General features: G+C 68.9%; 20 protein-coding genes. 10 read left to right on the forward strand and 10 right to left on the reverse strand.

From position 1 onward, the window contains the following. The first annotated feature begins 208 nt into the window (after positions 1 to 208). Complete coding sequence (locus K8O92_08260; GenBank protein ID UAK33893.1) at positions 209 to 1,333, forward strand: nitronate monooxygenase family protein; 1,125 nt, start codon at positions 209 to 211, stop codon at positions 1,331 to 1,333. A gap of 338 nt (positions 1,334 to 1,671) precedes the next feature. On the opposite strand, the gene K8O92_08265 is transcribed toward K8O92_08260, so the two are convergent. Beyond that, positions 1,672 to 2,448, reverse strand: coding sequence for a GntR family transcriptional regulator (locus tag K8O92_08265; GenBank protein ID UAK33894.1), 777 nt, complete (start codon positions 2,446 to 2,448; stop codon positions 1,672 to 1,674). A 240-nt stretch (positions 2,449 to 2,688) separates the two neighbouring features. On the opposite strand from K8O92_08265, the gene K8O92_08270 reads away from it, so the two are divergent. Further along, positions 2,689 to 4,044: an AarF/ABC1/UbiB kinase family protein gene (locus tag K8O92_08270; GenBank protein UAK35528.1), complete on the forward strand. Its 1,356-nt coding sequence runs from the start codon at positions 2,689 to 2,691 to the stop codon at positions 4,042 to 4,044. 141 nt (positions 4,045 to 4,185) lie between these two features. Here K8O92_08270 and K8O92_08275 read toward each other — a convergent pair whose 3' ends face one another. Then, entirely contained in the window at positions 4,186 to 4,785 is a 600-nt protein-coding gene (locus K8O92_08275) for a G-D-S-L family lipolytic protein (GenBank protein UAK33895.1), read from the reverse strand. Between the two features lie 83 nt (positions 4,786 to 4,868). On the opposite strand from K8O92_08275, the gene K8O92_08280 reads away from it, so the two are divergent. Together K8O92_08280 and K8O92_08285 are read left to right on the forward strand one after the other, a co-directional pair. Next, complete coding sequence (locus K8O92_08280) at positions 4,869 to 5,660, forward strand: 2OG-Fe(II) oxygenase (protein UAK33896.1); 792 nt, start codon at positions 4,869 to 4,871, stop codon at positions 5,658 to 5,660. 13 nt (positions 5,661 to 5,673) lie between these two features. After that, entirely contained in the window at positions 5,674 to 6,417 is a 744-nt protein-coding gene (locus K8O92_08285; protein UAK35529.1) for an SDR family oxidoreductase, read from the forward strand. A 12-nt stretch (positions 6,418 to 6,429) separates the two neighbouring features. On the opposite strand, the gene K8O92_08290 is transcribed toward K8O92_08285, so the two are convergent. Both K8O92_08290 and K8O92_08295 read right to left on the reverse strand, forming a co-directional pair. Next, positions 6,430 to 7,266 (reverse strand): SDR family NAD(P)-dependent oxidoreductase, encoded by an 837-nt coding sequence (locus K8O92_08290; GenBank protein UAK35530.1) that lies wholly within the window; start codon positions 7,264 to 7,266, stop codon positions 6,430 to 6,432. Between the two features lie 50 nt (positions 7,267 to 7,316). Further along, positions 7,317 to 8,216 carry a polysaccharide deacetylase family protein gene (locus K8O92_08295; GenBank protein ID UAK33897.1) on the reverse strand — a complete coding sequence of 300 codons (900 nt, stop codon included), beginning with the start codon at positions 8,214 to 8,216 and terminating at the stop codon, positions 7,317 to 7,319. A 238-nt stretch (positions 8,217 to 8,454) separates the two neighbouring features. Here K8O92_08295 and K8O92_08300 point away from each other — a divergent pair, with 238 nt between their 5' ends. After that, positions 8,455 to 10,827 carry a flippase-like domain-containing protein gene (locus K8O92_08300; protein UAK33898.1) on the forward strand — a complete coding sequence of 791 codons (2,373 nt, stop codon included), beginning with the start codon at positions 8,455 to 8,457 and terminating at the stop codon, positions 10,825 to 10,827. Between the two features lie 42 nt (positions 10,828 to 10,869). Here the strand turns inward: K8O92_08300 and K8O92_08305 are convergent, their stop codons facing one another. Then, entirely contained in the window at positions 10,870 to 11,553 is a 684-nt protein-coding gene (locus tag K8O92_08305; GenBank protein UAK33899.1) for a class I SAM-dependent methyltransferase, read from the reverse strand. Positions 11,554 to 11,594: 41 nt separating this feature from the next. On the opposite strand from K8O92_08305, the gene K8O92_08310 reads away from it, so the two are divergent. Next, complete coding sequence (locus K8O92_08310) at positions 11,595 to 12,254, forward strand: TetR/AcrR family transcriptional regulator (GenBank protein ID UAK33900.1); 660 nt, start codon at positions 11,595 to 11,597, stop codon at positions 12,252 to 12,254. A 71-nt stretch (positions 12,255 to 12,325) separates the two neighbouring features. Here K8O92_08310 and K8O92_08315 read toward each other — a convergent pair whose 3' ends face one another. Together K8O92_08315 and fadD5 are read right to left on the reverse strand one after the other, a co-directional pair. Then, the gene (locus tag K8O92_08315; GenBank protein ID UAK33901.1) at positions 12,326 to 12,928 is read right to left on the reverse strand and encodes a cysteine hydrolase; all 603 of its coding nucleotides are present in this window, start codon (positions 12,926 to 12,928) and stop codon (positions 12,326 to 12,328) included. Between the two features lie 67 nt (positions 12,929 to 12,995). Beyond that, on the reverse strand, positions 12,996 to 14,567 hold the full coding sequence (gene fadD5 / locus K8O92_08320; protein ID UAK33902.1) for a fatty-acid--CoA ligase FadD5: 1,572 nt from the start codon (positions 14,565 to 14,567) through the stop codon (positions 12,996 to 12,998). Between the two features lie 342 nt (positions 14,568 to 14,909). Between fadD5 and K8O92_08325 the strand changes: the two genes are divergently transcribed. Beyond that, positions 14,910 to 15,887 carry a nitronate monooxygenase family protein gene (locus K8O92_08325; protein UAK33903.1) on the forward strand — a complete coding sequence of 326 codons (978 nt, stop codon included), beginning with the start codon at positions 14,910 to 14,912 and terminating at the stop codon, positions 15,885 to 15,887. 3 nt (positions 15,888 to 15,890) lie between these two features. Here K8O92_08325 and K8O92_08330 read toward each other — a convergent pair whose 3' ends face one another. Beyond that, positions 15,891 to 16,865 (reverse strand): MBL fold metallo-hydrolase, encoded by a 975-nt coding sequence (locus K8O92_08330; protein ID UAK35531.1) that lies wholly within the window; start codon positions 16,863 to 16,865, stop codon positions 15,891 to 15,893. A 148-nt stretch (positions 16,866 to 17,013) separates the two neighbouring features. On the opposite strand from K8O92_08330, the gene K8O92_08335 reads away from it, so the two are divergent. The 3 genes from K8O92_08335 to K8O92_08345 are packed head-to-tail and all read left to right on the forward strand — an operon-like array spanning position 17,014 to position 24,247. Then, entirely contained in the window at positions 17,014 to 17,310 is a 297-nt protein-coding gene (locus tag K8O92_08335; GenBank protein ID UAK33904.1) for an acyl carrier protein, read from the forward strand. Beyond that, positions 17,307 to 22,376 carry an SDR family NAD(P)-dependent oxidoreductase gene (locus tag K8O92_08340; protein ID UAK33905.1) on the forward strand — a complete coding sequence of 1,690 codons (5,070 nt, stop codon included), beginning with the start codon at positions 17,307 to 17,309 and terminating at the stop codon, positions 22,374 to 22,376. Before K8O92_08335 ends, K8O92_08340 begins: the two co-directional genes overlap by 4 nt. Next, positions 22,370 to 24,247, forward strand: a complete 1,878-nt coding sequence (locus K8O92_08345) for a fatty acyl-AMP ligase (GenBank protein UAK35532.1) — start codon at positions 22,370 to 22,372, stop codon at positions 24,245 to 24,247. The genes K8O92_08340 and K8O92_08345 overlap by 7 nt, the downstream gene beginning before the upstream one ends. 25 nt (positions 24,248 to 24,272) lie before the next feature. Here the strand turns inward: K8O92_08345 and K8O92_08350 are convergent, their stop codons facing one another. Beyond that, positions 24,273 to 24,656, reverse strand: coding sequence for an RNA-binding S4 domain-containing protein (locus K8O92_08350; GenBank protein ID UAK35533.1), 384 nt, complete (start codon positions 24,654 to 24,656; stop codon positions 24,273 to 24,275). A gap of 24 nt (positions 24,657 to 24,680) precedes the next feature. Next, a complete protein-coding gene (locus K8O92_08355) occupies positions 24,681 to 25,274 on the reverse strand; it encodes a C40 family peptidase (protein ID UAK33906.1) in 594 nt (197 codons plus the stop codon). Positions 25,275 to 25,713 lie beyond the last annotated feature (439 nt).

Below are 25,713 nucleotides of genomic sequence, written 5' to 3' on the forward strand. Positions count from 1 at the left end.
CATTCCGCAGAAAACTAGAACGTGTTACTGTCGATGCATGGTGCGAAGGCCAGTCGAGGAAGCCGCGGCCGCTTCATGGCGATATCTGCGGCTCGCGGTGGACTCGACGCGCAGCGGCCGCGCCGCGCCGAGCGTCACTTATGCAACTCGTTCTAGTACATCTGCGCCGCGCCGTTCGCGGCGGAGCAGTTAGGGAGACCAGCACGCCATGCGAACCGAAATCTGCGAACGGCTCGGGATCGAATTCCCCATCTTCGCCTTCACCCACTGCCGCGACGTGGCGGCCGCGGTCAGCAACGCGGGCGGACTCGGCGTGCTCGGCGCCGTCGGCTTCACCGCCGAACAGCTCGAGGTGGAGCTGGCCTGGCTGGACGAGCATGTGCAGGGCGTGTACGGCGTCGACCTGGTGATCCCCTCCAAGTACGAAGGCAAGGGCATCGATGGCCTGACTCCCGAGGAACTGGAAGCCAAACTCGCCGAGATGGTCCCGCAGGATCATCGCGACTTCGCGGAGAAGATCCTCGCCGACCACGGCGTGCCCAAGCTGCCGGACGGCGAGCACCACAACCAACTGCTCGGCTGGACCGCCACCACGGCGGGGCCGCAGGTGGAGGTGATTCTCCGGCATCCGAAGGCCAAGCTGGTCGCCAACGCCCTGGGCACACCGCCCGAGGACGTCGTCAAGCAGGTGCAGGATTCCGGCAGGCTGATCGGCGCGCTGTGCGGATCGGTCAAGCACGCGCTCAATCACAAGCGGGCGGGCCTGGACTTCGTGGTCTGCCAGGGCACCGAGGGCGGCGGCCACTGCGGCGAGGTGTCCTCGCTGGTGCTGTGGCCGCAGGTCATAGATGCCGTCGGCGATCTACCGGTGCTCGCCGCGGGTGGTATCGGCAACGGTCGTCAGGTGGCCGCCGCGATGGCGATGGGCGCCGCGGGCGCGTGGACCGGTTCGGTGTGGTTGACCGTCGAGGAGGCCAACGTCCCCCCCGCGCAGATGCAGAGCTACATCGAAGCCACCAGCCACGACACCGTTCGCTCGCGCGCCTGGACGGGTAAGCCCGCCCGCATGCTGCGCAACGATTGGACCGACGCGTGGGAGCAGGCCGACACTCCCGACCCGCTGCCGATGCCGTTGCAGATGATGGTCGCGTTGGACGGCGTGAAGCGCGGCCATCGTTATCCCGAGGCCGCCAAGGACGTCAACTTCAATCCGGTCGGCCAGATCGTCGGCATGATGAACCGGGTGGAACGCTCCGCCGACGTGGTGAACCGGCTGATCCAGGAGTATGTCGAGGCGTGCGAGCGCCTCGACAAGCTCAACGGCGGGGCCTGAGCTCGCGCTCGCACGTCGATGATGCCGTGCGGATCGGCCGCGCGGCATCCCACCGGCCGGATCCGGGTCACTCGGTAGCACACGAGCGTACGCCGCATCGTCGTGCGGCGCGCGCTGTGATTGCTTGCCTCTGAGTCGGATTCATCTCGACCGGTGTCGGCCTCGGCAGTCCGTCTCCGCTATACGCATGCCCACCACATCACACACTGGAGACCAAAACTGTCTGGGACAGGCTGCTGCGGCCGAGGCTGCGCACTCTCGCGCTTCGGCGCGCTGAGGAGACCTGACGAGAACGAGCTCCCACATCTGTCCCAGACGAGTTGTGCAGTGTACGAAAACTAGGCGGTGGCGGCGTGGGATTCGGCGGCGCGGTCCCCGATCCCTGCCACCGATTCCTCGAACCGCGCGATGACCTTCTCGTGGTACATGCCGAACAGATCCTCGAACAGCGCCAGCTGAGCATCGCTGGGCCCGGCGCCGGAATCCCACACGGCGGCCAGCGCCCGCCAGATCAAAACGTGCAGGTCCGGTGCGCCCGCGAAATACGCATCGACCGCTTCCGGCACCTCGAGCACCATCTCGCCGATCGAGTTCAAGATCGCGCGCTGCATAGGGAGACCGAGCACGGTCAGCAATCTGCGCACCAGCGCGACCTCGAGCGCCAAAAGCTGCCGCAAGTCGGGAACATCTTGCCGAGCAATCGATTCGAGTTCATCGATGGCGGCCTTCAGTTCGGCCGAATCGATCCGTTGTTCGCCACCGGTGTAGGCGAGCAGCGTTTCGAGCACGAGATTGCGCTCGACGTCCACGATGTCGCGGAACATCTCTATCGCGATGTCCGGCATGGGAATCGAGAAACGGAACAGGTGGCGGTACACGTCCATCCCGCCGGTCTCCCGGACGTCACGAATCGTGAATCCCTTGCCGCGCCGGGCTTCGACGAAGCCGTAGGACTCCAGCCGGCCGAGAGTCAGCTGCGCGGTCGCGCGGTTCATGTCGAATTCCTCGGCGACCTGACGCACCGACGGCATGAGATCCCCAGGCTGATATTCCCCCGCGGCAACCCGGCGCGCCAGCTCGTCGGCAACGTCGGCGACCACCGTCTGGGAACCCATCGAAGTCACCTTTCGACTACTTTCGAATACGTCCCAGACAGTCTAAGCCCTACTGTCCGGTACTGCATCTGTGTCACACTTGTGCGCGCGACTGTGAGGTGAGGCATGACCATCCGGCCCATCGGAGAGCGCCCCGAGGAGGGGTCCACGGGCAAGCGATCCCGGCTTTTCGCGTCGCGTTCTCATGGCAAACCTCCTGTTCACAGCGCTGTTCGCGGCGCGAAACTCGCCGCGCTGCCGATGGCGTTGGCCGGGCGACAGGCCGCGGGGGTCGGCAAGAGGGCACTCGGCAGATCGGCCGAAGAAGTCAATCGCGACATCCAGCTCCGCACCGCCCAGCACATTTTCGAGGTGCTCGGCGAGCTGAAAGGGTGTGCCGCGAAGCTGGGGCAGCTACTGGCCATCTACGAGCTGGCCCTGCCGCCGGACGTTGCGGAGCCGTACCGGATCGCGCTCAGCAGGCTGCAGGACGCCGCGCCCGCCATGCTGCCGCACATGGTGCATGCCGCCATGGCCGAAAGCATGGGCGCGGATTGGCGTTCCCGCTTCCGCGAATTCGACGATCGGCGCGCCGCCGCGGCCTCGCTCGGGCAGGTGCACCGCGCGGTCTGGCACGACGGCAGGCCGGTCGCGGTCAAGGTGATGTACCCCGGCGGCAGGCAGGCGGTGGCGCGCGATCTGGATCAGCTGCGCCGGATCTCCTATCTGGCAGCGGTATTCCTGCCCGGCGCGGACGTGAAGGCGGTGACCGAGGCGATCTGCGCGTCGGTGACCGGCGAGCTCGACTACGCGGCGGAGGCAATCCATCAGCGAGCTTTCGCCGCCGCCTACGCCGACGATCCGGACTTCTTCGTCCCGAATGTCGTCGCACAGCAGGGCGACGTACTGATCAGCGAATGGATCGACGGCACCCCGGTGCCGCGCATCGTCGCTTCCGGCACACGGGCAGAGCGCGACCGGGTCGGCATGCTCATGGTCCGTTTCGTGACCTCCGGCTGGGGCCGTCACGGTCTGCTGTACGCCGATCCGCACCCGGGCAACTTCCGGGTGCTGCCCGACGGACGGCTCGGCGTAGTCGATTTCGGCGCGTGCTGCGCTTGGCCGCCCGCGGGCTTCGACGAGCTGACGCTCGAATGCTGCAAGGCGATCTTCCGAGGCGGGCCCGGCGAATTGGCCGCGGCCACGCGCAGGCACGGTTTCGTGGAAACCGGACGGGACCTCGACAGCGAGGCACTCTACGCCGCGATCACACCCTGCGGTGAACCGCTACGGCACGCCACCTACCGGCTCACCACGCGCTGGCTGCGCCGACAAGTGTTGCGCACCACGAACCCTCGCCTGACCAATGTGGTCCGTCAGATGACCATGCCCGCCTACTTCACGCCGTTCGCACGCTCGTTCCTCACCCTGGTAGGAGTGCTCGGTCAACTGGAGACCGAAGGGCCTTTTCGCGACGAGATCGTCCGCTGGCTACCGGAATTGGGCGAGGCGTTCACCCCGGACGAAGCACCGGCGACCCTTCCGGTGACGGTAGACCTGGACACAGCGCGCAAGCGGCGGGCCGAGGCGGGCAACGGCGGCATGCCGGTCAGTTGAGCCCGATCCGCCAGGCCCGCAAGCTCATTCGATATGCTGACCCTCGGACTCCTGCGAACCCAGCCGTAGGCAGCTCGCTGTCCCAGACAGAAGTCACGCTCTGGCTCGACCGAATCCGTGAGGCACCCGGAAACAGGCACGTCACCGAGACAACCACTCACGCCAGTGTGGCGCGATCAGCGCGGTGATCTCGTCGTAGCCCCTGGCCCCGGGATGCGCACCGTCGCCCGCGCGTACCTCGGCGGCCCACACCGTGTTGTCGCGCAACGCCTCGTGCATGCGCACAAAGGGCACGTCCGAAACGGCGCATGCCCGCGAGAACCGCTCCTCCAGCGCGGCGGTGCGGGCGTTGTGCTCGTCGTCCGCGATCGGCGGCGGGGCGACCATCAAGATGGGCCAGTGCCGCTCGGCCGCCTGTCCGAGCAGCGCGAGCAGGTTGGCCACCGACTCCTCGGGGCTCACCCGCGGGCCGCCGTTTTCGTGCATTGCGTCGTTCACGCCGAACGAGAGCACGACCCTGCCGTCCGTGCCCTCCGGCAGCCGGGACGCGCATTCTGCGCCGAAGCGCTCCAGGATCTCGCTCGAGGTCTGCCCGCGCACCCCCAGGTTGTAGGCGGTCAGCGGCACGCCCTCCGCGTGCGCCGCGGACGCGAGCCGGCCTGCCCAGCCCAGGCAGCGCGGGTCGCCGACACCGGCGACGAACGAATCCCCGACGAAACACACACGCAGATCACGGCTCATCGCACGATCCTCGCAACGCGGAGACCGGCCCGCGCGCACCGGGTGCGGCCAATATGATCACGAGGTTCGACCGGGAGGGAGCAATGGTGACAACCGACTCGGAGCGCGCAGCGCCGGTTCCGCAGTGGTTCGCGGAGTTGTTCGCCCATCGACGTTGGATTCGCCGCAGCCGACCGTTTCCGCACGTGTACGCCCGCGACGTCTTCGTTCCCGAGTTCTATCAGCGGTTGGCCGACGAGCTGGAGCGGGTTCGCCGGGAGAGCCCGCAGCTGTTCGGTTCCGTCGCCGACGGTTACAGCGCCGACGGCATCCGATTGGCCGACCTGCGTGACGGCCCGATGGCGCTGTTCAGCTCGCGTGAATGGCACGACCTGGTCGCCCGGCTCGGCGGAGTCGACGCGACCGGCGACGTCGAGGGGTCGGTGCACCATCACGGGCCGGGCAGCCCGTTCGGCTGGTCGCACAACGACCTCAATCCGGCCTGGTTCCCCGGGCCGCCACCAGGCCGGGACGAAGTGCGCCTGCCCGACGGCACGGTCGACACCAAGACCGGAGCGCGAGCGCCCGGCGTCCGCGCGCGCGAGACCGTGCGGGCCGTCGCGGTGCTGTTCTATCTGGGCAATCCGGGATGGCAGCCGGGCGATGGCGGCGAGACCGCGCTGTACGACCACGTCGCCGAGGCGGCCGCGCTGCCGTCGGTGACCCTCGTGCCACCGCTGGACAATTCGCTCGTGCTGTTCGAAGTCACCCCGCGCAGCTGGCACACCTTCGCGGGTAACAATGTCCGAGATCGCAACAGTGTGGTGATGTGGGTGCATCGCACCCGGGCGGACGCCGAACGGCGCTGGGGAGGAGACAAGATTGTCCACTGGTGAACGCCGCGTCTGCCTGCTGACCGGGGCGAGCGGCACCCTGGGCGACGCCTTCTGCCAGGCCTACTATCGCGACTACGACATCGTCGCCGTGTGCCGCACGCGCACACCCGCGGTGCCGTCACAGCTGGAGTGGTACGTCGATCCGCTCGCGCCGGACGCGCCCGTTCCAGAGAACGATTCGCGCGTCTTCGTGGTCCGGTCGGATCTGACCCAGCCCGGCGAGGTGGAACGGGTGGTTGACCTGGCACTGGCCCGGTTCGGCCGGGTCGACTTGCTGGTGAACAACGCCGCGCACGTCCGGCTGCATCCGCGCGGCATCGTCGACGGCGACGCGGCGCTGGACGACTTCGATCCTCACTTCACCCTGAACGTCGCCGTGCCGCTGCGTTTTTCGACACGGCTGGCGCAGCGGTGCTGGTTGCACGCGGGCCAGGAGAATCGCGCGCGCAACCGCAACATCGTCAACGTATCGAGCATTTCCGGGTCGGAGGTCTATCCGGGGCAGACCTTGTACTCCGCGTCGAAAGCCGCGCTCGATCAGCTCACCCGCAACCTCGCCGCCGAGTTCGCCGAGTTCGGCGTGCGCGTGAACGCGATCGCGCCCACCACTTTTCCCGTACTGGTCCCCACCGAGCGAGTCGCCCGCGCGATCGTCGAGCTCGACGCGGGCGACCGGTCCGGCGGCGTGTACGGGGTCGGCCTCGACCCGGACCGAGCCGACAGCGTCTCCCTGCGGCTCGCCGACGCCGAAACGTAAGCCGTATGCCGATTATTCGCTCGACGCGAGCCCGGTGGCCTGCTCGGACAGCGTCCACAATCGCCGCGCGAGATCGGCGTCGACCGCCTGCTTGTTGCTCGGCGCCTCCAGTTCGAAGCGGTGGAAGTACCGGCCGTTGATCGCCGCGCCGTCGGCGGTGGTGGCCAGGTGCACCAGCGGCTCGGCGCCCTTGTCCGGGCGGATGAAGAACGGGCGCGCCAGGGGAGACCGGATGAACCAGCCGAGGCCGAAGGGGGCGTTGTCGTAGACGTGGGTGGCGACCACACCGGGATGGAAGGCCGCGGTGGTGAGTCCGGTGCCCTCCGTGCGGCGGGCCAATTCCCTGGTGAACAGGATGTTCGCCAGTTTGGATGCGCCGTACGCGCCGAGCTGGCTGAACGAGCCCGTCGCCGCGTTCGCCGTGTCGAGGTTCAGCTCGGCCATCCGGTAGGTCATGCTCGCGGTGTTGACCACCCTGGCCTGCGCCTGGGTCAAGCGCTCCAGCAGCAGGTTGGTCAGCAGGAACGGCGCCAGGTGGTTGACCTGGAAGGTGAGTTCGTTGCCGTCGTCGGTGACGGTGCGCTTGGGCCACGCGCCGCCGGCGTTGTTGGCCAGCACATCGATCCTGGGGTAGCGGTCGAGCAGCTGATCGGCCAGCTTGCGCACGTCGTCGAGCCGGGCGAAGTCTGCTACGAACGGCTGCGCGCCCGCCTTCGCCGCCACCTCGGCCGTCCGCTCCGGCGATCGGCCGACGACCGCGACGGTGGCCCCGCGCGCCGCGAGCCGCTGCGCCGCCGCCGCGCCGATGCCCGAGCTGGCGCCGGTCACCACCACTGTCTTTCCGGTCAGGTCCTGCTGTAGCTGGTCCTGCGCTGCCATTCCTGCCTCCCGAGCATCGTTTACCTGACCCGATCGTCTTCGGCTCGCGTGTATTCGGCAAGCACCGACGCGCCCGAGCAGTGCTCGGCGATCTCGTCGCTGGTCGTCAGCCATACCCCCGGGTGATTCGCCACGTAGTCGAGCGCCTGATCGAGGTATTTGATCCGGAACGCCTGCCCGATCACGAACGGGTGCAGGGCCAACGCCATGACCCGGCCGCTGTCGGCCGACTCGGCGTAGAGCTGGTCGAGTTGATCGCGGACGATCCGCACGAAGTCCGGTCCACTGGTGGCCTTGCCCAGGAAAAGCGTGTTGTCGTTGAGTTCCACCGAGTAGGGGACGCTGAGCAGGCCGGGTACCGACAGCGGATAAGGCTGGTCGTCGTTGGTCCAGTCGAGCACGTAGCCGAGGCCGAGTTCGGCCAGCAGCGCCGGGGTCTGGAAGGACTCGGTGAGCGCGGGCCCCATCCAGCCGCGCGGCCTGCTGCTGGTCGCCCGTTCGATGGTCGCGACCACGTCGGTGAGATACGCCCGCTCCTCGTCCACCGGAAGGTCGGCCTGGAGGATCGAGTTGTTCTTCCCGTGCGCGACCCACGCCCAGTTCCGACGCACACCGGCCGCCACGATCTGCGGATTGTGTTCGACGACATCGGAATTGAGCAGCGCGCTGGCACGGACGCCGTGCCGGTCGAGGACTTCGATCACCCGCCAGATGCCGACTCGCGGTCCGTAATCCCGCCAGCCGTAGTTCAGCGGGTCGGGCGCGAGCCCGGCGGTGCCGGGAAAGATGCTCGTCGACGGACGGTCCACCTGATAGTGCTCGACGTTGAGCCCCACATAGAACGCGACACGAGCGTCGCCGGGCCACCGCAGCGGCGGGCGGTCGACGATCGGGCTGTAGTGGAAAAGTTCGTTGTCCATGCCCTCATGCTCGAACTTGACACTGGTGTGAGGATCAACCTGGAAGATAGTGATATAGGCCACATCCGCTGAGCGATACACGCCACCACCGGCGCGTCGTCGTGTCTATCGGCCGGTATCGTGCAGCGAACCTACAAACCGGTACGGCCTGAAGTGCCGGAGAGGCGGAGGAGCACCGGAACGCGGGTCCCGCGCCACCCTGACCGGTACGGCCTGAAACCCGGAGAGGCTGGGAAGCATGCGAGTGGACGGGCGGGAGATCCCGGTCACGGGGAGCCTGCTGCAGCCGCTGATCCGCCGGACGAGCGATATCGTCCGCGTCGTCCTGGCGGCGATCTGGGTGGCGGTCGTGATCGCGGCGTCGCTGATCACCCGCCCGGAGTGGCTGGATTTGGAGCGCTCGGTCTCCAACATCGTCGGTTTCCTCAATCCGGACCAGTCGAACCTGGTGTATCTGGTCTACGGCATGGCGATTCTCGCGTTGCCGTTCGCGATCTTGATCGAGCTGATCATCGGCAGGCAGTGGAAGCTGCTCGCCGGCTATGCCGCGGCCGGGGCCGTCGCCGGACTGCTGCTGTCCATCACCGGCACCGGGCTGTCCGCGCCGAAATGGCATCTGCAGGTGCCGGACCGGCTGGACACCTTCCTGTCCCAGTTCCTGGACGATCCGCGCTGGATCGCGATGATCGCCGCGATGCTCACCGTCGCCAGCCCGTGGCTGCCCATCCGGCCGCGCCGCTGGCTGTGGTTCCTGCTGCTGGCGTTCGCGCCGATCCACCTCGTGGTCAGCACCGTCGTGCCCGCGCGGGCGATGTTCGGCCTGGCGGTCGGCTGGCTGGTCGGCGCGGTGATCGTGCTGGTGGTCGGCACGCCCGCGCTGGAGGTGCCACTCGACGCCGCCGTTCGGGTGCTGGCCGGACGCGGCCACACGGTCACCGCGTTCACCGTGGTGCATCCGGCGGGGCGCGGGCCGTTGCTGCTCGCCGCCGCCACCGAGGGCCCGGAGCGTGAGCTGGTCATCGAGATGTTCGGTAAGAACCAGCGCAGCTTCGGCGCGCTGCGACAGTTGTGGCGCTGGCTGACGTTCCGCTCCAGTGAGACCGCTGCCATTCACGGCTCCATGTACCGGGTGGTCGAGCACCGCGCACTCATGGCGATCGCGGTCGGCGAACTCGGTCTGGGCAGCGGTAGCCCCGTCGCGGTAGCCGCGCTCTCCCGTGGCTGGATGTTGTACGCGCGCACCCGGCCCCGGGGCAAGCCCCTCACCGAACAGCCCGCCGAGGTGCTGCCGGGCGTGTGGCGAGCGCTCGACACCTTGCACCGGAAACAGATCTCGCACGGCGACCTGCGACCGATCGACATCCGCGTCGAGGACGGGGTCACGCTGTTCTGCGGCTTCGGCAACGCCGAGTACGGAGCCTCGGACCCGCAGCTGCAATCCGATATCGCCCAGCTGCTGGTGACGACCACCGCGACGTTCGGCAAGGAGCCCGCGGTGCGCGCGGCTATCGAAACCCTCGGCGCCGCGCGGGTGCTCGCCGCGGCGAGCCGATTGACCAAGTCGGCCATACCGACCGGGATCCGCAAGGCGGTCCCCGGATGGAAGGCCGCGCTGTCGGACGCACGCGACGAGGTACGCAAGCAGACCGGGCAGGATCGGATCGAAGCCGAGCAGATCACCCGGTTCTCCCGGAACCAGATCATCCAGCTGGTGCTGCTGATCGCGCTGGTGTATGTCGCCTACCCGTTCATCAGCGCGGTGCCGACCTTCTTCACCCAGTTGCGAACGGCGAACTGGTGGTGGGCGTGGTTCGGGCTCGCGGTCTCGGCGTTGACCTATGTCGGCGCGGCGGCGGCGCTGTGGGCCTGTGCCTCCGGTGCGGTGAGCTTCCGCAATCTGGTGATCATGCAGGTCGCCAACACCTTCGCCGCGACGACCACCCCCGCGCGGGTCGGAGGGCTGGCGCTGAGCGTGCGCTTCCTGCAGAAGGCAGGCGTGGGCGCGGTGCGTGCCACGGCCGCGGTGGCGCTGCAACAGGCCGTACAGGTGATCACCCACGTCAGCCTGCTCCTCGCGTTCAGCATCCTGGCCGGTACCTCGACGGATCTCTCGCACTTCGTCCCCGACGCCACGGTGCTGTATCTGGCGGCCGGTGTCGGCGTCGGCATCGTCGGCACGTTCATGTTCGTGCCGAAACTGCGCCGCTGGCTGAACAACGCGGTGCGGCCGCAACTGCAGGAAGTGCTCGGCGAGCTCGCCGACCTCGCCCGCGACCCCAAACGGTCGGCGGTGATCGTGCTCGGCTGCGCGGCGATCACCCTCGGCATGGCCGGCGCGTTGTGGGCGAGTGTGGAGGCGTTCGGCGGCGGTACCACCTTCATCACCGTCACCATCGTCACCATGATCGGCGGCACCCTGGCCTCGGCTGCGCCGACCCCGGGCGGCGTCGGCGCCGTCGAGGCCGCGCTGATCGGTGGTCTGGCCGCCTTCGGCCTGCCGGCGAACATCGCGGTGCCCTCCGTGCTGCTGTATCGCGTGCTGACCTGCTGGCTTCCGGTGTTCTGCGGCTGGGCCACCATGCGCTGGATGGCGAAGAAGGATCTGATCTGAGCGAGCCGCCCCGCGCGTGGACGGGCTCGCCCGACCACGCCCTTACGGCTTGGTAGCCAGCAGAACACCGGTCGACGGACGCACCGCGACGAAGTCGACGTCCTCGAATCCGTTCGAGCACAGCATGTCTCGATACCGGCGAATGTCGATGCCGTCCACTGGATCACCATGGTCGGTCGTGTTGTCGTGCGTGCGGTGGGCCGCGAACCGTGCCATGACGCGCACCGTGGCGGTGAGCAACGGACCGGTCGGATGCGTGTCGGCGAGCAACAGTCGACCGCCCGGCCGCAGCACCCGGAACATCTGCGCGATGGCGTCGCCACGGTGTGCCGCCGGAATGTGATGCATCGCGAAAGTCGAGGTCACCAGGTCCACGGACGAGTCGGGCAGCGGAAGCGCTTGCGCCGTACCGAGCTCGAATCGGCAGTTCTCCAGGTCACGGGTGCGCGCGGTCGCATAGTCGATCATCTGCGGCGACGGGTCGACTCCTGTGACCCGGCCCGCGCGCCGGGCAAGCACGCGAGCGAAGTCACCGGGGCCGCAGCCGACGTCGGCGACCTCGGCGCCGGGAGCCGGACAGGCCAGCTCCGCGAGCCGGGCGTCGAGGCGACCGCCGCGGCCGAGCAGGAAAGCGGCCTTGAACGCGCGGTAGCGGCGCGGCTGGGTGAGCAGCACGCCGATGTCGTCGTGGGAGTTGGTGGCAGACTGGAGTTCGTTTCCGGACATAAGTTCAGGATCGGTCGATATCGCCGCGCCGACCAGGGCCAATGTCACCGAAAAGGTCCGGAAGCGGACGCATACGAGACATTTGTTCGGGAGGTGCCGTGCCGGGAGAGCAGGACATCGCCGAGGGCGCGGATCGCCGGGTCCGGCGCACTCGGGCGCTGCTGCACAGGGCGCTGGTCGAGCTCATGGTCGAAGGCAATTACGACCGGATCACCGTCCGCGACATCCTGGAACGGGCGGACGTCGGGCGATCGACGTTCTACGCGCATTATCGGGACAAAGACGATCTGCTGCTGCGCAGCAGCACCGACTACCTGCGCGCCGCCATGTCCGCGGCGGAAACGGGAAAGGAATCCACCGAACTGCTCGCGCCGGTACGCACGCTGTTCGGGCTGGCGGTCGACAATCCCGAGATCTACCGCGCACTACTCGGCCGCAAGAGCGGGACCGTGCTGCTGCGCACGACCAGGGTGATGGTCGCGCAGATCCTCGCCGAGCGGCTGGAGCACCGGCTGGACATGCCGGAGGACGAGTTCACGACCACCGTGACCTTCCTGTCCTGGGGTGTCGTCGGCCTGCTCGGGGCGATCGCGGAGGGAACTCCACCGCTCTCGGCAGAGGAGGCGTACCACCGAGTGGTCGGCCTGATCGGTCCCGGATTGACCGATCGCGCGCGACTGAATCGGATACCGCCGCCTTGATCAGCCACGACAAGACGAATCGGCCAGGGCGAGCGGCCCTGGGGACTACGCCGTCGCGGCGAGAACTCTGGTCAGCGGCTGACCAGTTCCAGCGCCTCTGCGGCGCTCACGCTGCCCGCCGTGACGAGTTCGAGGTTGCCCAGCGCGGCTTCGTGTGCTTCGGCGGTGGCGGCGGCCACGCAATCGGCCACCGGGTGCACGATGAAGCCGAGATCGGTACCGTGCCTGGCGGTCTGCTCGACGGTGAGATTGGTCGCGACGCCCGTGACGAAGAGCGTCTCGATACTCTGATCCGCCAACCACTCCGGCAGTTTGCTGCCCGCGAGGCCGGACAGTTTCTGGTTGTCGAAGACTTCCGTCGGCTGCGCTGCCATCTCCGGAATGATCGCGGCGCCCGGCGCCTCGGGCCGGAACTCGGTCTGCGCCGCGCCGACCGAGCGCATGAATCCGGTATTGCGCACCAGCTCACCCTCGCCGACCGGAATGGTGAACCGGGTGAAGATCACCGGCAGCTGCGCGGCGAGCGCGGCGGCGTGGAAGTCCGCCGCCCGCGCCACCACGCCGCTCGCCGCCACGGGTGCGGCCAGCATGGGACCGAAGAAGCCCTCGGGCCGAATGACATTCACCTGCCAGTGCAACGCCAGCACGGCGGCGCGGATGCGTCGGATCGCCATATGACGACCTTACGCATCCACGCCTGCGCGCATCGTCCGATTCACGTGAAACGAACGCACCCGACGTTCAGGACGAATAGTCCTTGCGCAATTGCACTTTCACCACCTTGCCGCTGGCGTTGCGCGGCAGCTCGGACACCAGCACCAGATCCTTGGGATGCTTGTAACGGGCCAGGTTCTCGTTGAGGAACGGCTCCAGCTCGGCGAGGGTCAGCTCGTCGTCCGGCTTGTGCAGCGCGACCACCGCGACCGGCACTTCACCCCACTTCTCGTGCGCGCGGCCCAGCACCGCCGCCTCCCGGATCTTCGGGTGTGCGAACAGGACGTTCTCCACCTCGGCGCAGTAGATGTTCTCGCCACCGGAGATGATCATGTCCTTCTTGCGGTCCACTACGTAGACGAAGCCTTCCTCGTCCTGACGGACCAGATCGCCGGAGTGGAACCAGCCGCCCGCGAACGCCTCGGCGGTCGCCTCCGGCTTGTTCCAGTAGCCCTGCATGAGAGTCGGCCCGCGGTAGACGATCTCACCCACCTCGCCGGGGGCGACGTCGTTCATCTCGTCGTCGACGATGCGCGCCTGGATGGTCGGGATGGGCTTGCCGACCGAGCCGAGCTTGCGGATCGCGTCCTTGCCCTCCAGCACACAGGTGATCGGCGACATCTCCGTCTGCCCGAACACCGCGACGTTGAACGCGTGCGGGAAGCAGTCGGCCATCGCGCGCAGCACCGTGTCCGAGGCGGGCGCGGCGCCCCAGCTGAGCACCTCCAGCGCGAGCTTGCGCTCCTTCACGGTCGGATGGTCGCAGACCAGCTGCCACTGCGCGGGCACGCAGAAGGCGGTGGTGGCCTGCTCCTGCTCGAGCGCGTCCAAGAACTCACCCGCGTCGAAGGCTCCGAGCGGGTGCAGCACCGTCTTCGAACCGAGCAGGAAAGCCGGGGCGAGACTGCCGAGTCCGGCGATGTGGAACAGCGGCGAGGTGCACAACCCGATCGAGTCCGGTTGCAGCGCCAGCGCCCGGATGCAGGTCAGCGCCTGGGCGTTCATGTTCGCGTGGGTCAGCACCGCGCCTTTCGGGCTGCCGGTGGTGCCGGAGGTGTACATGATGAGACTGGGGGTGTCCTCGGGAATGTCCAGCGGAGTGTGCGGCTCACCGGCTTCGGCGATCAGGTCGTCGAAACCGACCACGCCGTCGGCGGACCGCCCGCCGATCACCACGCAGGTCTCCAGCGCGGGCGCCTGCGCCCGCACGGCGGTGGCCAGCGGCTGCAGCACGGTGTCGGTGACGACCGCCTTGGCTCCGCTGTCGCTGACGATGTAGGCGACCTCCGGCGGCGTGAGCCGGAAGTTCACCGGGACCGCGATCGCGCCCAGCGCGTTGATGCCGAACACTGCCTCGAGGTACTCCGGGTAGTTCAGCGCCAGGATCAGCACCCGGTCGCCGAACCCGACACCCCGGCGCGCCAATCCGTCGGCGAACTTCAGCGACCGCTCGTGCAACTGCCGCCAGGTGGTGTCCACGCCGCGGAACCGCACCGCGACCGCGTCCGGGCGCATCTGCGCGTGCACGGCGACCTGGTTGTTCCAGTGGTTACGCCGCGACCTGATCGGCTCGTCGAGCACTACTGCCCCGGTGGTCATTGCCACGAACTCCTCTCGGACCGCCATCGGCCCGCCAGGATGTCCGACGGCGGCGACGGGCTGAATCGGGAGCAGAATAGCAACTAACATAATCGCGCGGCAAGAGATTGCCGTATGAATCCCGGTTAATCAGCCCGTCCCGGTGATCCACTTCGAATTCGAGCTTTCTAGCAGGCCATTTGATCTCGCATGGAGGCGAGGCGCAGCGGAAACCGACCCGGAGAAGATCATCGAACATGCGAACCTCGGCTCACTTATAAGTTGAATACTCGGTGATTCCCGTGTCACCATCGACCGCAACGGGCGAACCGGCACGCCCGCGCGAGATACAGGAGAAGCGCAATGCTGCGGACCAGGTTCACCGAGAAGTTCGGGGTGCGACACCCGATCGTGCAGGGCGGCATGATGTGGGTCGGGCGGGCCGAGCTCGTCGCGGCCGTCGCCAACGCGGGCGGGCTCGGCTTCATCACCGCCCTGACCCAGCCGACCCCGGACGACCTGCGCCGCGAGATCGCGCGCACCAGAGAACTGACCGACAAGCCCTTCGGCGTGAACGTCACCATTTTGCCGTCGATCAACCCGCCGCCGTACGCGGAGTACGTGCGGGCGATCATCGACAGCGGCGTCGGGATCGTCGAGACGGCGGGTAGCAACCCGGAGCCGTTCCTGCCGTCTTACAAGGACGCGGGCATCAAGGTGCTGCACAAGTGCACCAGCGTGCGGCACGCGCTGAAGGCGGAGCGGATCGGCGTGGACGGAGTGAGCATCGACGGTTTCGAATGCGCGGGCCATCCCGGTGAGGACGACGTCCCCGGCCTCGTCCTCATCCCGGCCGCCGCCCGCGAGCTGAGCATTCCGATGATCGCCTCCGGCGGGATCGCCGACGCCCGCGGGCTGGTCGCCGCGCTCGCCCTAGGCGCGGACGGCGTCAACATGGGCACCCGATTCCTGTGCACCCAGGAGTCCTCGATCGATCAGAAGGTCAAGGAGAAGATCGTCGCGAATTCCGAGCGCGACACCCAGCTCATCTTCCGCACCATGCGCAACACGGCGCGTGTCGCGGACAACGAGGTCAGCCGCAAGGTCGTCGAGATCGAGAAGGCCGGCGGGACCTTCGACGACGTGCGGGATCTGGTCGCGGGAGCGCGCGGCCGTCGAGTGTTCGACGAGGGCGACCTGGACGCGGGCATCTGGTCGGTCGGCCTGTGCCAGGGCTTGATCCACGACATCCCGACCTGCGCCGAGCTGATCGGCCGGATGGTCACCGAGGCCGAGCAGCTGATCACAGCCCGCCTTGCCGAAACCGTCGTGGTGAGCTGAGACTCATTTCGCCGCGCGGGTGGTGACGGCTGCGTAGTCGTGGCTCGCGACCAGTTCGATGCCGTCGGGCAGCGCGTGCAAGCGGTGGATGGTGGTGAAGGCGGCATCCCGGTCGGCGTCGAACAGCTTGCCCGGCATCGGCGCCTTCTCCCGCAGCAGATCTACCTGCAGCTTGCTCCAGACGGCGTCGCCCGCGAACAGCACGCGGGTGCCGTCGTCCACCGCCAGCAACACGCCGATGCTGCCGGGCGTATGGCCCGCGAGATCGACCAGCAGCACCGAACCGTCGCCGAAGAGGTCTTTGCTGCGCGGGAACGTCAGCACCGGCGGTCCGTCCAGCTCGAAGCGGTCGAAGGCGCGGCCCCGCAGCGGGCCGCGCGCCACACCGGCTGGTGCGTGCGGGCCGCCCATCGCCCAGTCGTACTCGGCCGCGGGTAACCGCACCTCGACCGAGGCGGGCAATTCCAGCAGGCCCGAGACGTGATCCCAGTGCAGGTGAGTCGGCACCACGAAATCTATGTCGGCACCCGCGATGCCGTGCGCGGCGAGCGCGTCGGACAGACCGAGCACCGGCTTGTCCGGCGCCACGAGCAGCGGAATCGGGAACGGCAGTTCGGGCAGCACGCGCTCGTGCACGCCCGCGCACAAGGCGGGATCGACCAGGAAACGCGCCTTCGGATGCTCGACCAGGAACGCCGCCATCGACAGCCGCATCTCCCGCAGGCTGCGCACGCCCTCGGCCACGATGGTGGTTGGCGCGGACATGGTGGCCTGGGTCAGCACGGTGAGCCGGACCGTGGCGCTCGCTGCGGGCAGCGGCCGTACCTCGAGGCCTGCCAGCAGCGCGGTGTCGGGGCGGCGGGGCCGTAGCAACCGGCCCGGCGTGGCCGCCAGCGCGGCGCAGCAGCGCAGCAGGATGGGCAGAGTCGGAGTGCGCTCGGCACGGGTGGCGGCACCGCTGTCCGGTTCGGTCACGATGCCACGGTATGTGATCGCCGCCGGTTCGCGAAAGAGGCGGGCTGGCAGCGCAAACGCGACCTTGCCCCGGACGATTTCTCCGGCATAATCGCGTGGGTACCGTTCTTACGTTGGTAACAGCAGCCGGGAGACGGGGAGGGAAAACGCGATGCGGCCCAGTCTTCCCGACGGGCACAGGGGTGCGCAGGAGAACGACGGTCCGCTCGGCTACCACCGACGCACCGCGCTCACTTCCGCCGCCGTCCTTGCTGTCGCGGATCTACTAGGCGTCGACGCCGCCACGGTGTCGACCAGCTCGCCCTTCACCGATCTCGGCCTCGGTTCCACCCAGCTTGCGAGGCTGACCGCCCATCTCGAAGACGCTATGGGAGTCGAGGTTCCGCTGACCGCGATCTACGACCATCCGGACATCGAACAGCTTGTCGAGTATCTCGCGATGCGATGAGCAGCGCGCCTACTGATTCCGCAGGCTCGCATCCTCCCGTCTCCATCATCGGCATCGGCTGCCGATTGCCCGGAGCGGCGAGCGTAGCCGAGTTCTGGCAGCTGTTGGTAGAGGGCCGCGACGCCACGTCCACCCCGCCCGCAGGACGGCTGGGCTCCCGGCGCGGCGGGTACCTCGACGACGTCGAGTCCTTCGACAACGACTGGTTCGCCATCTCCGAGCGCGAGGCCGCGGTCATGGATCCGCAGCAGCGGCTCGCGCTGGAAGTCGCCGTCGAGGCGCTCGACGACGCCGGGATCGGTTATCGCGCCCGCGGTTCCGGCGCCGCCGTCGTGTTCGGCGCGTCAGGATACGACCACGGCATCGCGGTGCTCGGCCGGGCCGGCCACGACGCCCCCTACGCGGTGACCGGTTCCGCGCTCAGCATCATCGCCAACCGGCTGTCCTACGTGCTCGATCTGCGCGGTCCGAGCCTGGTGCTCGACAGCGCCTGCTCGTCCTCGCTCGCCGCGGTGGACCTCGCGGTGCGTCTGCTCGCCGACGGCACGGTGCCGTTCGCCATCGTGGGCGGGGTCAATCTCGTATTGCTGGAACATACGACGAACTACCTGGCCGAGGGGGGTTTCCTGTCGCCAGGCGGACGCACGACGCCGTTCGACGCCACGGCGGACGGCTACACCCGCGGCGACGGCTGCGCCGTGGTGGTCCTGCAGCGCAGCGCGGACGCAATGCGCGAAGGCAACCGGGTGTACGCGGAGATCATCGGCGCCGCCGTCGGGTCGGACGGGCGCTCGAACGGCCTGTACGCCCCGAACGGCCGCGCCCAGCAGGAGACGGTGCGCGCGGCGTGGTCGAGGGCCGGACGCCCGCCCAGCAGTGCTGGCTACATCGAATGCCACGGCACCGGCACGCCGTTGGGCGACGCGGTGGAAGTCGGCGCGCTCGCGGCCGCGCTCGGCGGTGGCGCGGACGATCCGATCTGGATCGGTTCGGTGAAGTCCAATATCGGACATCTGGAGGCCGCCGCGGGCGTCACCGGGATGGTGAAGACCGCGCTGTCCATCCACCACGGCGTGATCGCGCCGACGATCAACGTCCACGTCGAGCATCCCCTGCTGCATTTGGCCGAACGCGGGCTGCGCGTGCCGACCGAGCCGGTCGACTGGAGCCGCGTGACCGCGCCGCAGCGCGTGGCGGGTGTCAGTTCCTTCGGGTTCGGCGGCACGATCGCACACATCGTCCTGCGGGGCGTCACGCCCGCCGTGCCCGAGCGCGACGAACACTTCCCGCTGCTGCTGCCGCTCACGGGCCGCGACGACGAGGAATTGCGCGAGCGCGCACTGCGGCTGGCCGATGAACTGGACACGGTGCGGCCACCGCTGCGTGCCCCGGCATCCGCCACGGCGCGGCTGCTTCCCGAGTCGGCCCGGGCCGCGGTCCTCGCGCACGATCACGGTGACGTGGTGCACCGGCTGCGCGCCTTCGCCCACGGCGACACCGACGCGGCGCTCGGCCCCGTGGCGAACCGCCGCCGCGGCGGCCTGCTGTTCCTGTTCTCCGGACAGGGCGGTCAACATCCGCAAATGGGCCGCGCGCTGGCGGCTCGGTACCCGGTCTTCGCCGCCGCGCTCGCCGAGACGACCGAAGCGATCGTGGTGGCGGGCGGTCCACGGATCTGGACGCCGCGCCACGGTTTCACCTCCGCGGGGGACGCGCAAGCCACCGATCTGGTGCAACCGGCGTTGTTCGCGTTCCAGGTGGCGCTGGTGAAGCTGTTGGCGGCATGGGGGATTCGTCCCGACGCCGTGGCCGGACACAGTTTGGGGGAGATCGCGGCGGCGGCGGTGAGCGGCGCGCTCTCGCTCACGGACGCGGCCCGCGTGGTGGTGCTGCGTAGCGCGACCCTCGCGCATCTGGACGGACGCGGCGCGATGGCGGTGCTGGAGGCGGACCCGGACGAAGCGGCGAAACTCGTGGAACCGATGCGCGCGGAGGTGGCGATCGCCGCCGTCAACGGCCCACGGTCGGTGGTCGTATCCGGCACCCCCCGGTATGTCGACACGCTGGTGCGCCGGGCCACGCGCCGGAACATGTTCGCGCGCAAGCTCGCCGTCGACTTCGCCGCGCACAGCCCTCAGGTCGCCACCGTGCTCGCGCCCTTCGTCACGGCGTTGACCGAAATCACCCCGCTGGCGCCGCGCGTGCCGGTGTACTCCACCGCCCGGCGCGGCGCGAAGCTCACCACCGCGGCCATGGACCGCGATTATTGGGCCGAGAATGCGGCGGGCACAGTGGAATTGGCGGCCGCCATGGAGCGCGCGGCCGAAGACGGGATCTCGACCGTGGTCGAAATCGGCCCGCACCCCGTGTTGCTCTCGGCGGTGCGGGAGTATCCGGACTTCCGCGACGGCGCGCATTCGGTAGCCCTGCGCGATGACGAAGCGAGCGGCTTTCTCACGGGTGTGGCGTGGTTGTACCTGGAGGGGCGGCCGGTCGACTGGTCGGCGCTGGGCCCGTTCACCGCGCCCGCACCGCGGCAGTGGCGCAAGCGTGAGTTCCCGCTGCTGGTGGCTGGGCCCGCGAGCGCGCACGTACCGGAATCCGCTTTCGCCGCCGAAGATCTCGCCCATCACGTGATACACGGCGACAGCGCCGTCCCCGCCGTCTTCTGGCTGCGGAGGCTGCTGCACCTGGCTCGGGACACCTCCGCGACGGCCACCTTGGCCGATTTCGCCGTGCACGAGCGGACCGATCCGAGCGCACTGCCCGAGGTGGTCTATCGCGGCCCGGGTGTGGAGCAAAGCGTGCGGGCGGAGGTCACGGGCACCGGGACGCTGGCTTCGGCCCGGCCCGCCGGTGACCCCACACCCGCGGATATCGTCGCATGGATGCGGGTGGTCGACGCAAATCGAGCCGCCCGGCACCAGATGCGGGTCATCACCACCGGCGCCTTCTACCAGGAATTGCGCCGCAGGCGGCTGGAGTACGGTCCCCGGTTCCGTGCGCTGCGCGGCATCGCCGTGGGCACCGGACGGGCACTGGGCCTGTTCGACGCCGCGGAATTGCATCGCACCGCAACGCTGGACGGCTGCCTGCAAGTGCTCGCCGCGGCGGTATTCGACGACTTGCCCACGCCTTCGATTCCGCTGCCGATCGGCATGGACTCGGCCTGGTTGTCGCACGAGCCGAACCGCCACGTGCTCGAGGTGCACGCGCTGATCCGGGAGCGCAGCGACACCGGGCTGGTCGGTGATGTCATCGCGACCGATCAGCACGGCGTGCCCTGTCTCGCCTTCTCCGGTGTGCACATCCGCTACGCCGAACCCGGCGCCGAGGAGGAGCGCGGCGCACTTCGCTCGGCACGTGCCGAGCACGACAACCAGACCGCGCCATTCCGCCAGGAGGCTTGGGAGCCGCGGGATCCCGAATCGCTCGGGCTCGGCGACGCGCCCGGGGCCGGAACCCTCGTACGCCGTGCGGTGGTGGTCGGCGCCTCCGACCTCGCGGTGCGGCTCGCCCGCGCACTGGACGCCGAGGTGCCGACCGAACGGATCGCACGGGAACCGGACGACGCGAGCCCCATCGTCACCGCAGTGCTGACCGGTCGCGGCGGCGGCCACGCCGTAGCGGTGGTCTGGCCCGCCGACTCCGGCGCACGCGACGGCGAGAGCGCCGCCGCGACCAGTCGGATCCTGGAACTGCTGCAACTGCTCTCGGCCCATGACGCCACCGCGTCCGTGACGGTCTTCCTGCCCCTGGAGACGGCCCGATCACACTCGCGGCCCGACGAGCCCGGTACGCAGACCTCGGTCGAGGCTGGGGCGATCGCGGGGCTGGTGCGCTCGCTTCAGCTCGAGACGGGCCGTACGGTGCGGCTGGTCTGGACCGATCCCGGCGTCGGGAACTTGCCGCTACTCACCCGGCTGGTGGCGGATACCGACAGGAGGATCCCCGGCGAGCTGCGCCTGTGGTCGGGCGACATAGCCGTCCGGCGCTTCATACCCGCGCGAGCGCGAGCCTTGCCGGTCGCGGGCATCGACGCGGGCGGGACCTACGTCGTCACCGGCGGGCTCGGCGTCCTCGGCTCGGTCGCCGTGCGCTGGTTGCTCGACGCGGGCGCACGAGACGTGGTGGTGCTGACCCGTGCCCCCCGCCCGGTGCCCGCGCTGCTCGACGGCTTGGAGGACCGCATCGTCGTGGTGCGCTGCGACGCCGCCGACCGGGACGATCTGGCCAACGCGCTCAGCGATATCCGAGCGTCCGACTCGGCGATCCGCGGGGTCGTGCACGCGGCGGGCGTGCTCGAGGACGCCGCGTTCGACGCCGTCACCGCGGGTCAGCTGGCCAGGATGTTCCTGCCCAAGCCCACCGCCGCGGGCAACCTGATCGAGCTCACCGCGACCGACGCCACCGACTTCGTCCTGTTGTTCTCCTCCGCCACCGGCGCGCTGGGAGCGCCGGGGCAGGCGGCCTACGCCGCCGCCAACGCGGCGATGGACGCTCTGGCACACCGTCACCCGGGCAGACGGATTCTCAGCATCGGCTGGGGACTGTGGGATTCCGGCCTCGCCGCGGCGGCAGGCGGGGCGAGCCACCTGCGGCGAGCGGGCGTCGGGGCGATCGACCTGCGGCGCGGAAGCGCCGTGCTGGCCCAGGTCTTGCGCTATGACGGACCCTATCTGCTCGCGCTGAATCACACCCCGACCACCGACACCTCACCAGTAGCTCTGCGCTTGACGGATCTGCTCGACTCGAGTCCCGCTTCACCCCGGGACAACGCGTCCGCCCGCACGCCCGCGCCACCGGAGCCCGCCGAACCGCTGACCACGACTATCCGCCGCGTCCTGGCGAGCACGCTCGATCTGCCCGCCGAGCACATCGACCCGGCGGCCGACTTCAACGACCTGGGGCTGACCTCACTGCTCGCGATCGAGATGCGACGGAACCTGGAATCCCGGTTGCGCGTCCGGATCGCCACCGCCGAGTTGTTCAAGCACCCGACCATCACCGCCCTCGGCGCCGCCCTGCTGGAGCGGGTCGCCGCGAACACCGGCGACACATCGTGACCGGCGACCGGAGCACCGGGAATGGTCTCGCGACTTCGGTAGCCAGATGGGCGGCCACCGGGCCGGATGAACCCGCCTTCACCGAACTGCGCTTCCAGGCGCGGGAACGCGTGCCGGTCACGCTGACCTATTCCGGACTGCATGCCGCGGCCGGCGCGCTGGCCGCTCGGCTGCGGCAGGAGAGCGCGCCAGGTGATCGCGTGGCCATCCTCTGCGCCCACGGAATCGACTACGCGGTGGCATTTCTCGCCTGTCTGTACAGCAACAGGGTAGCGGTGCCGCTGTTCCCGGCCACGGGCGCGCGCAACCGAGACCGCCTGCAGGCCGTCCTGGCCGATGCCCGTCCCACGATCGGCCTGCTCTCGGCCCACGACGAGATCACCGCACCGATCCTCGGACCGGCATTGGGTCGCGTGGTCGCTCTGCCGCCGGAACTGTCCGGACCCGAACGGGAACCGACGGAGCAAGTCGCCTCGACCGTGGATCCTGTGCCGATGGCGGCGAGTACCGCTGACGCGATTGCACGGCACGCGGGGTCGCTGCGAACACGTTCGGCCGCACCGGACACCCGGGCGGTCGCGCGGGTGACGGATCCGGCGGCGGTCGCACCCATCATTGATCCGGTTTGCGACGAGCTGGCGTACCTGCAGTACACCTCCGGATCGACCAAGTCGCCCGCCGGCGTCCAGGTCACACACGAGAACCTCGCCACGGCCTTGACGCAGCTCGGGCACGCCGTGTCGACCGCGGCCGATCGGCCCGTCGTAACCTGGCTGCCGTTCTTTCACGACATGGGTTTGATCCTCGGCCTGGCACTGCCGCTGTCGTTGGGCGTGCACGGCATCACACTGGCGCCCGCGGAGTTCGTCAAGCGCCCCGTCCGCTGGCTGCGCGCGATCGCCGACTACCGCGCCGGCACCACGGGATGCCCCAATTTCGGTCTGCAGCTGGCGATTTCGGGCACCACGCCCGCGGAACGGGCCGGGCTGGATCTGTCCGGCCTGGACCTCCTGCTCAACGGCTCCGAGCCCGTCCGCGCCGACGCGCTCGACGAATTCACCGAGACCTTCGGCCCCTACGGCTTCCGCCATCACGCGCACACCCCGGGCTTCGGCTTGGCCGAGGCCACCCTCACGGTCACGGTCTGCGGCCAGAACGAGGTCCCGGTGTGGCACCGCTTCGACCGTGCCGCACTGGCCGAAGGTCGCGCGGTCGTGCTGGCCGATGCCGCGCCGGGAACCCAGGAGGGTGTGCCGTTGGTCGGATGCGGCGCACCGGTGGGTCAGGAACTGCGGATCGTCGACCCGGTGGCGGGGACAGTGCTGCCCGCGGGCCGGGTCGGTGAGATCTGGGTGTCCGGAAGCAATGTGTGCGCCGGGTATTTCGGCAGGCCGGATGCCACCGACGAAGTCTTCGGCGCCACGCTGCCGGGAAGCGTTGCGCGCTGGCTGCGCACCGGCGATCTGGGGTTCCAGCACGAGGGACAGCTCTACATCGCCGGCCGCCGCAAGGACGTCATCGTGGTCGACGGACGCAATCACTATCCCGCCGACATCGAGGCGACGGTGCAGGCGTGTGCGGCGGAGATCAGGCCGGGTCATGTGACGGCGTTCGGTCACGACGACGGGCTGCGCGAAGACCTGGTCGTGGTCGCCGAACTGGTCACGGCGAGCGGCGGCGAGCCCATCGAACTGTTCACATTGGCCCGGCGCATCCGCACCGCGATCGCGTCCACCCATGAGGTGATGCCCGGTGCGGTACTGCTCGTCGAGCCGGGACGGATTCCCAAGACCAGCAGCGGGAAGGTCCGCCGCGGCGAGTGCAGAGCCCGTTATCTGGCGGGTCACCTGAGTCCGGTGGCGATGATCTGAAGAACGCGCTCTCGCGGGCTTTCGTTCAGTGCTCGGGTCGGCCCATGAGGCGATCGGTCTCGCGACGCTCCCGCTTGGTGGGGCGCCCCGCGCCGCGGTCGCGTCGGGGCATGCTCGCCACTATTTCCCGCGGCGGAGGCGGTGGACTTCGATCGATCAGGCATTGGGCGGCGATGGGTGCGCCGACGCGCTTGGTGACGATCCGCTCCACGACGACAATGCGCTCGATACCGCTGATCCGGATGCGTACCTCGTCACCAGGGCGCACGGGCTGCGCGGGCTTGGCCGTCGCGCCGTTTACCCGGACGTGCCCGCCGCGACAAGCCTCCGCGGCGGCGGATCTGGTTTTGAACAGACGCACCGCCCAGGTCCACGAATCGACGCGGGCCTGGGTCGCGCTGCTCTGGATGCCGGATTCGGCGCGGGCCACTCGTCAGACGATACGGCGTGCGGTGACCACCATGTCAGGGCGCAGCGGCGTGTAGGACACCGGCGTACCCGACTGCACCGCATTCAGCAGTTTGTTGTCGCCGGCGTAGATGCCTGCGTGACCGCCGCCGTTGGTGATGACGATGTCGCCCGGCTGCAGTTCGTGGTAAGCGACCGGAGCGCCCACGTGCGACTGCTCGAAGCTGGTGCGGGGCAGTTCGACGCCCGCCTGGCGGAACGCCCACTGGACTAGGCCGGAGCAGTCGAAGGCGCGGGGCCCAGCTGCGCCCCAGGAGTACTGGGCGCCGACCTTGGTCTTCGCGGCATCGAGGGCGATCTCACCCGCGGTGTTGCTCTGCTGCTGGCCGAACAGGCCCGGGAGCATCGGTGCGAAGTTGGGAGCCTGGGGAGCGACTTCCTGCGGCGCCTGGGGGGCGGCGGGAACAGCCGCGAGTGCCTGCTGGATCTGCTGATTGAGCTGCTGAACCGGCTGTTCCCATTCCTGCGGAACGTCGAAGTTGCCGACACCGGGAACGTTGATGGTTGCGGCCATGGCCGGAATCGCAGGCATGGCGCCGGTCGCGGCCACCGCACCCATGACAATCGCACCCTTGACGGAATTCGGTACCCGAGAATCCCGCTGCAAGCTGTGTTTACCCACCGAGCTACGTCTCCGATCTTGCTGCTCTTCCGCCGACCGGGTTAGCTGACGGGTTCGGACCGGGAGAACGGCCCTACCTGGCGGCCGAAAGCGGCCGCAAGGATTCACCCCAGACGAACCTGTGGGTCCCCGGCACGACAGCCGAGACCGGTTGGCCCCGACAGCCGTTAAGGCGGTAACTAGTGGCGCCGTTTCTCTTACGAAGCGACTGGTTCCACTAAGTCACGAGAAGATTACGGTGCAGACGCGATGTTGTCCAGCGCACAGAGCTGCATCTTTTCCATAGCTGCCGCGCCCGCGGCGCACGGGACGAAAAGCAGTGGTCTGTGGTCCGGTCACGATTCGATCTCACTCGGGCGTCGACAGGTCACCGACG

Origin of the sequence: Nocardia asteroides, from assembly GCA_019930625.1 — a bacterium.
GTDB classification, from domain to species: Bacteria; Actinomycetota; Actinomycetes; order Mycobacteriales; family Mycobacteriaceae; genus Nocardia; species Nocardia sputi.

Excerpts from the sequence above, each read along its gene's own strand:
- K8O92_08335 (UAK33904.1), top strand. The coding sequence starts at position 17,014 with ATGCGGCCCAGTCTTCCCGACGGGCACAGGGGTGCGCAGGAGAACGAC.
- fadD5 (UAK33902.1), bottom strand. The coding sequence starts at position 14,567 with ATGACCACCGGGGCAGTAGTGCTCGACGAGCCGATCAGGTCGCGGCGT.
- K8O92_08305 (UAK33899.1), bottom strand. The coding sequence starts at position 11,553 with ATGTCCGGAAACGAACTCCAGTCTGCCACCAACTCCCACGACGACATC.
- K8O92_08260 (UAK33893.1), top strand. The coding sequence starts at position 209 with ATGCGAACCGAAATCTGCGAACGGCTCGGGATCGAATTCCCCATCTTC.
- K8O92_08340 (UAK33905.1), top strand. The coding sequence starts at position 17,307 with ATGAGCAGCGCGCCTACTGATTCCGCAGGCTCGCATCCTCCCGTCTCC.
- K8O92_08300 (UAK33898.1), top strand. The coding sequence starts at position 8,455 with ATGCGAGTGGACGGGCGGGAGATCCCGGTCACGGGGAGCCTGCTGCAG.
- K8O92_08275 (UAK33895.1), bottom strand. The coding sequence starts at position 4,785 with ATGAGCCGTGATCTGCGTGTGTGTTTCGTCGGGGATTCGTTCGTCGCC.
- K8O92_08270 (UAK35528.1), top strand. The coding sequence starts at position 2,689 with ATGGCGTTGGCCGGGCGACAGGCCGCGGGGGTCGGCAAGAGGGCACTC.
- K8O92_08355 (UAK33906.1), bottom strand. The coding sequence starts at position 25,274 with ATGGGTGCGGTGGCCGCGACCGGCGCCATGCCTGCGATTCCGGCCATG.
- K8O92_08310 (UAK33900.1), top strand. The coding sequence starts at position 11,595 with ATGTCACCGAAAAGGTCCGGAAGCGGACGCATACGAGACATTTGTTCG.
- K8O92_08265 (UAK33894.1), bottom strand. The coding sequence starts at position 2,448 with ATGGGTTCCCAGACGGTGGTCGCCGACGTTGCCGACGAGCTGGCGCGC.
- K8O92_08295 (UAK33897.1), bottom strand. The coding sequence starts at position 8,216 with ATGGACAACGAACTTTTCCACTACAGCCCGATCGTCGACCGCCCGCCG.
- K8O92_08325 (UAK33903.1), top strand. The coding sequence starts at position 14,910 with ATGCTGCGGACCAGGTTCACCGAGAAGTTCGGGGTGCGACACCCGATC.
- K8O92_08280 (UAK33896.1), top strand. The coding sequence starts at position 4,869 with ATGGTGACAACCGACTCGGAGCGCGCAGCGCCGGTTCCGCAGTGGTTC.
- K8O92_08315 (UAK33901.1), bottom strand. The coding sequence starts at position 12,928 with ATGGCGATCCGACGCATCCGCGCCGCCGTGCTGGCGTTGCACTGGCAG.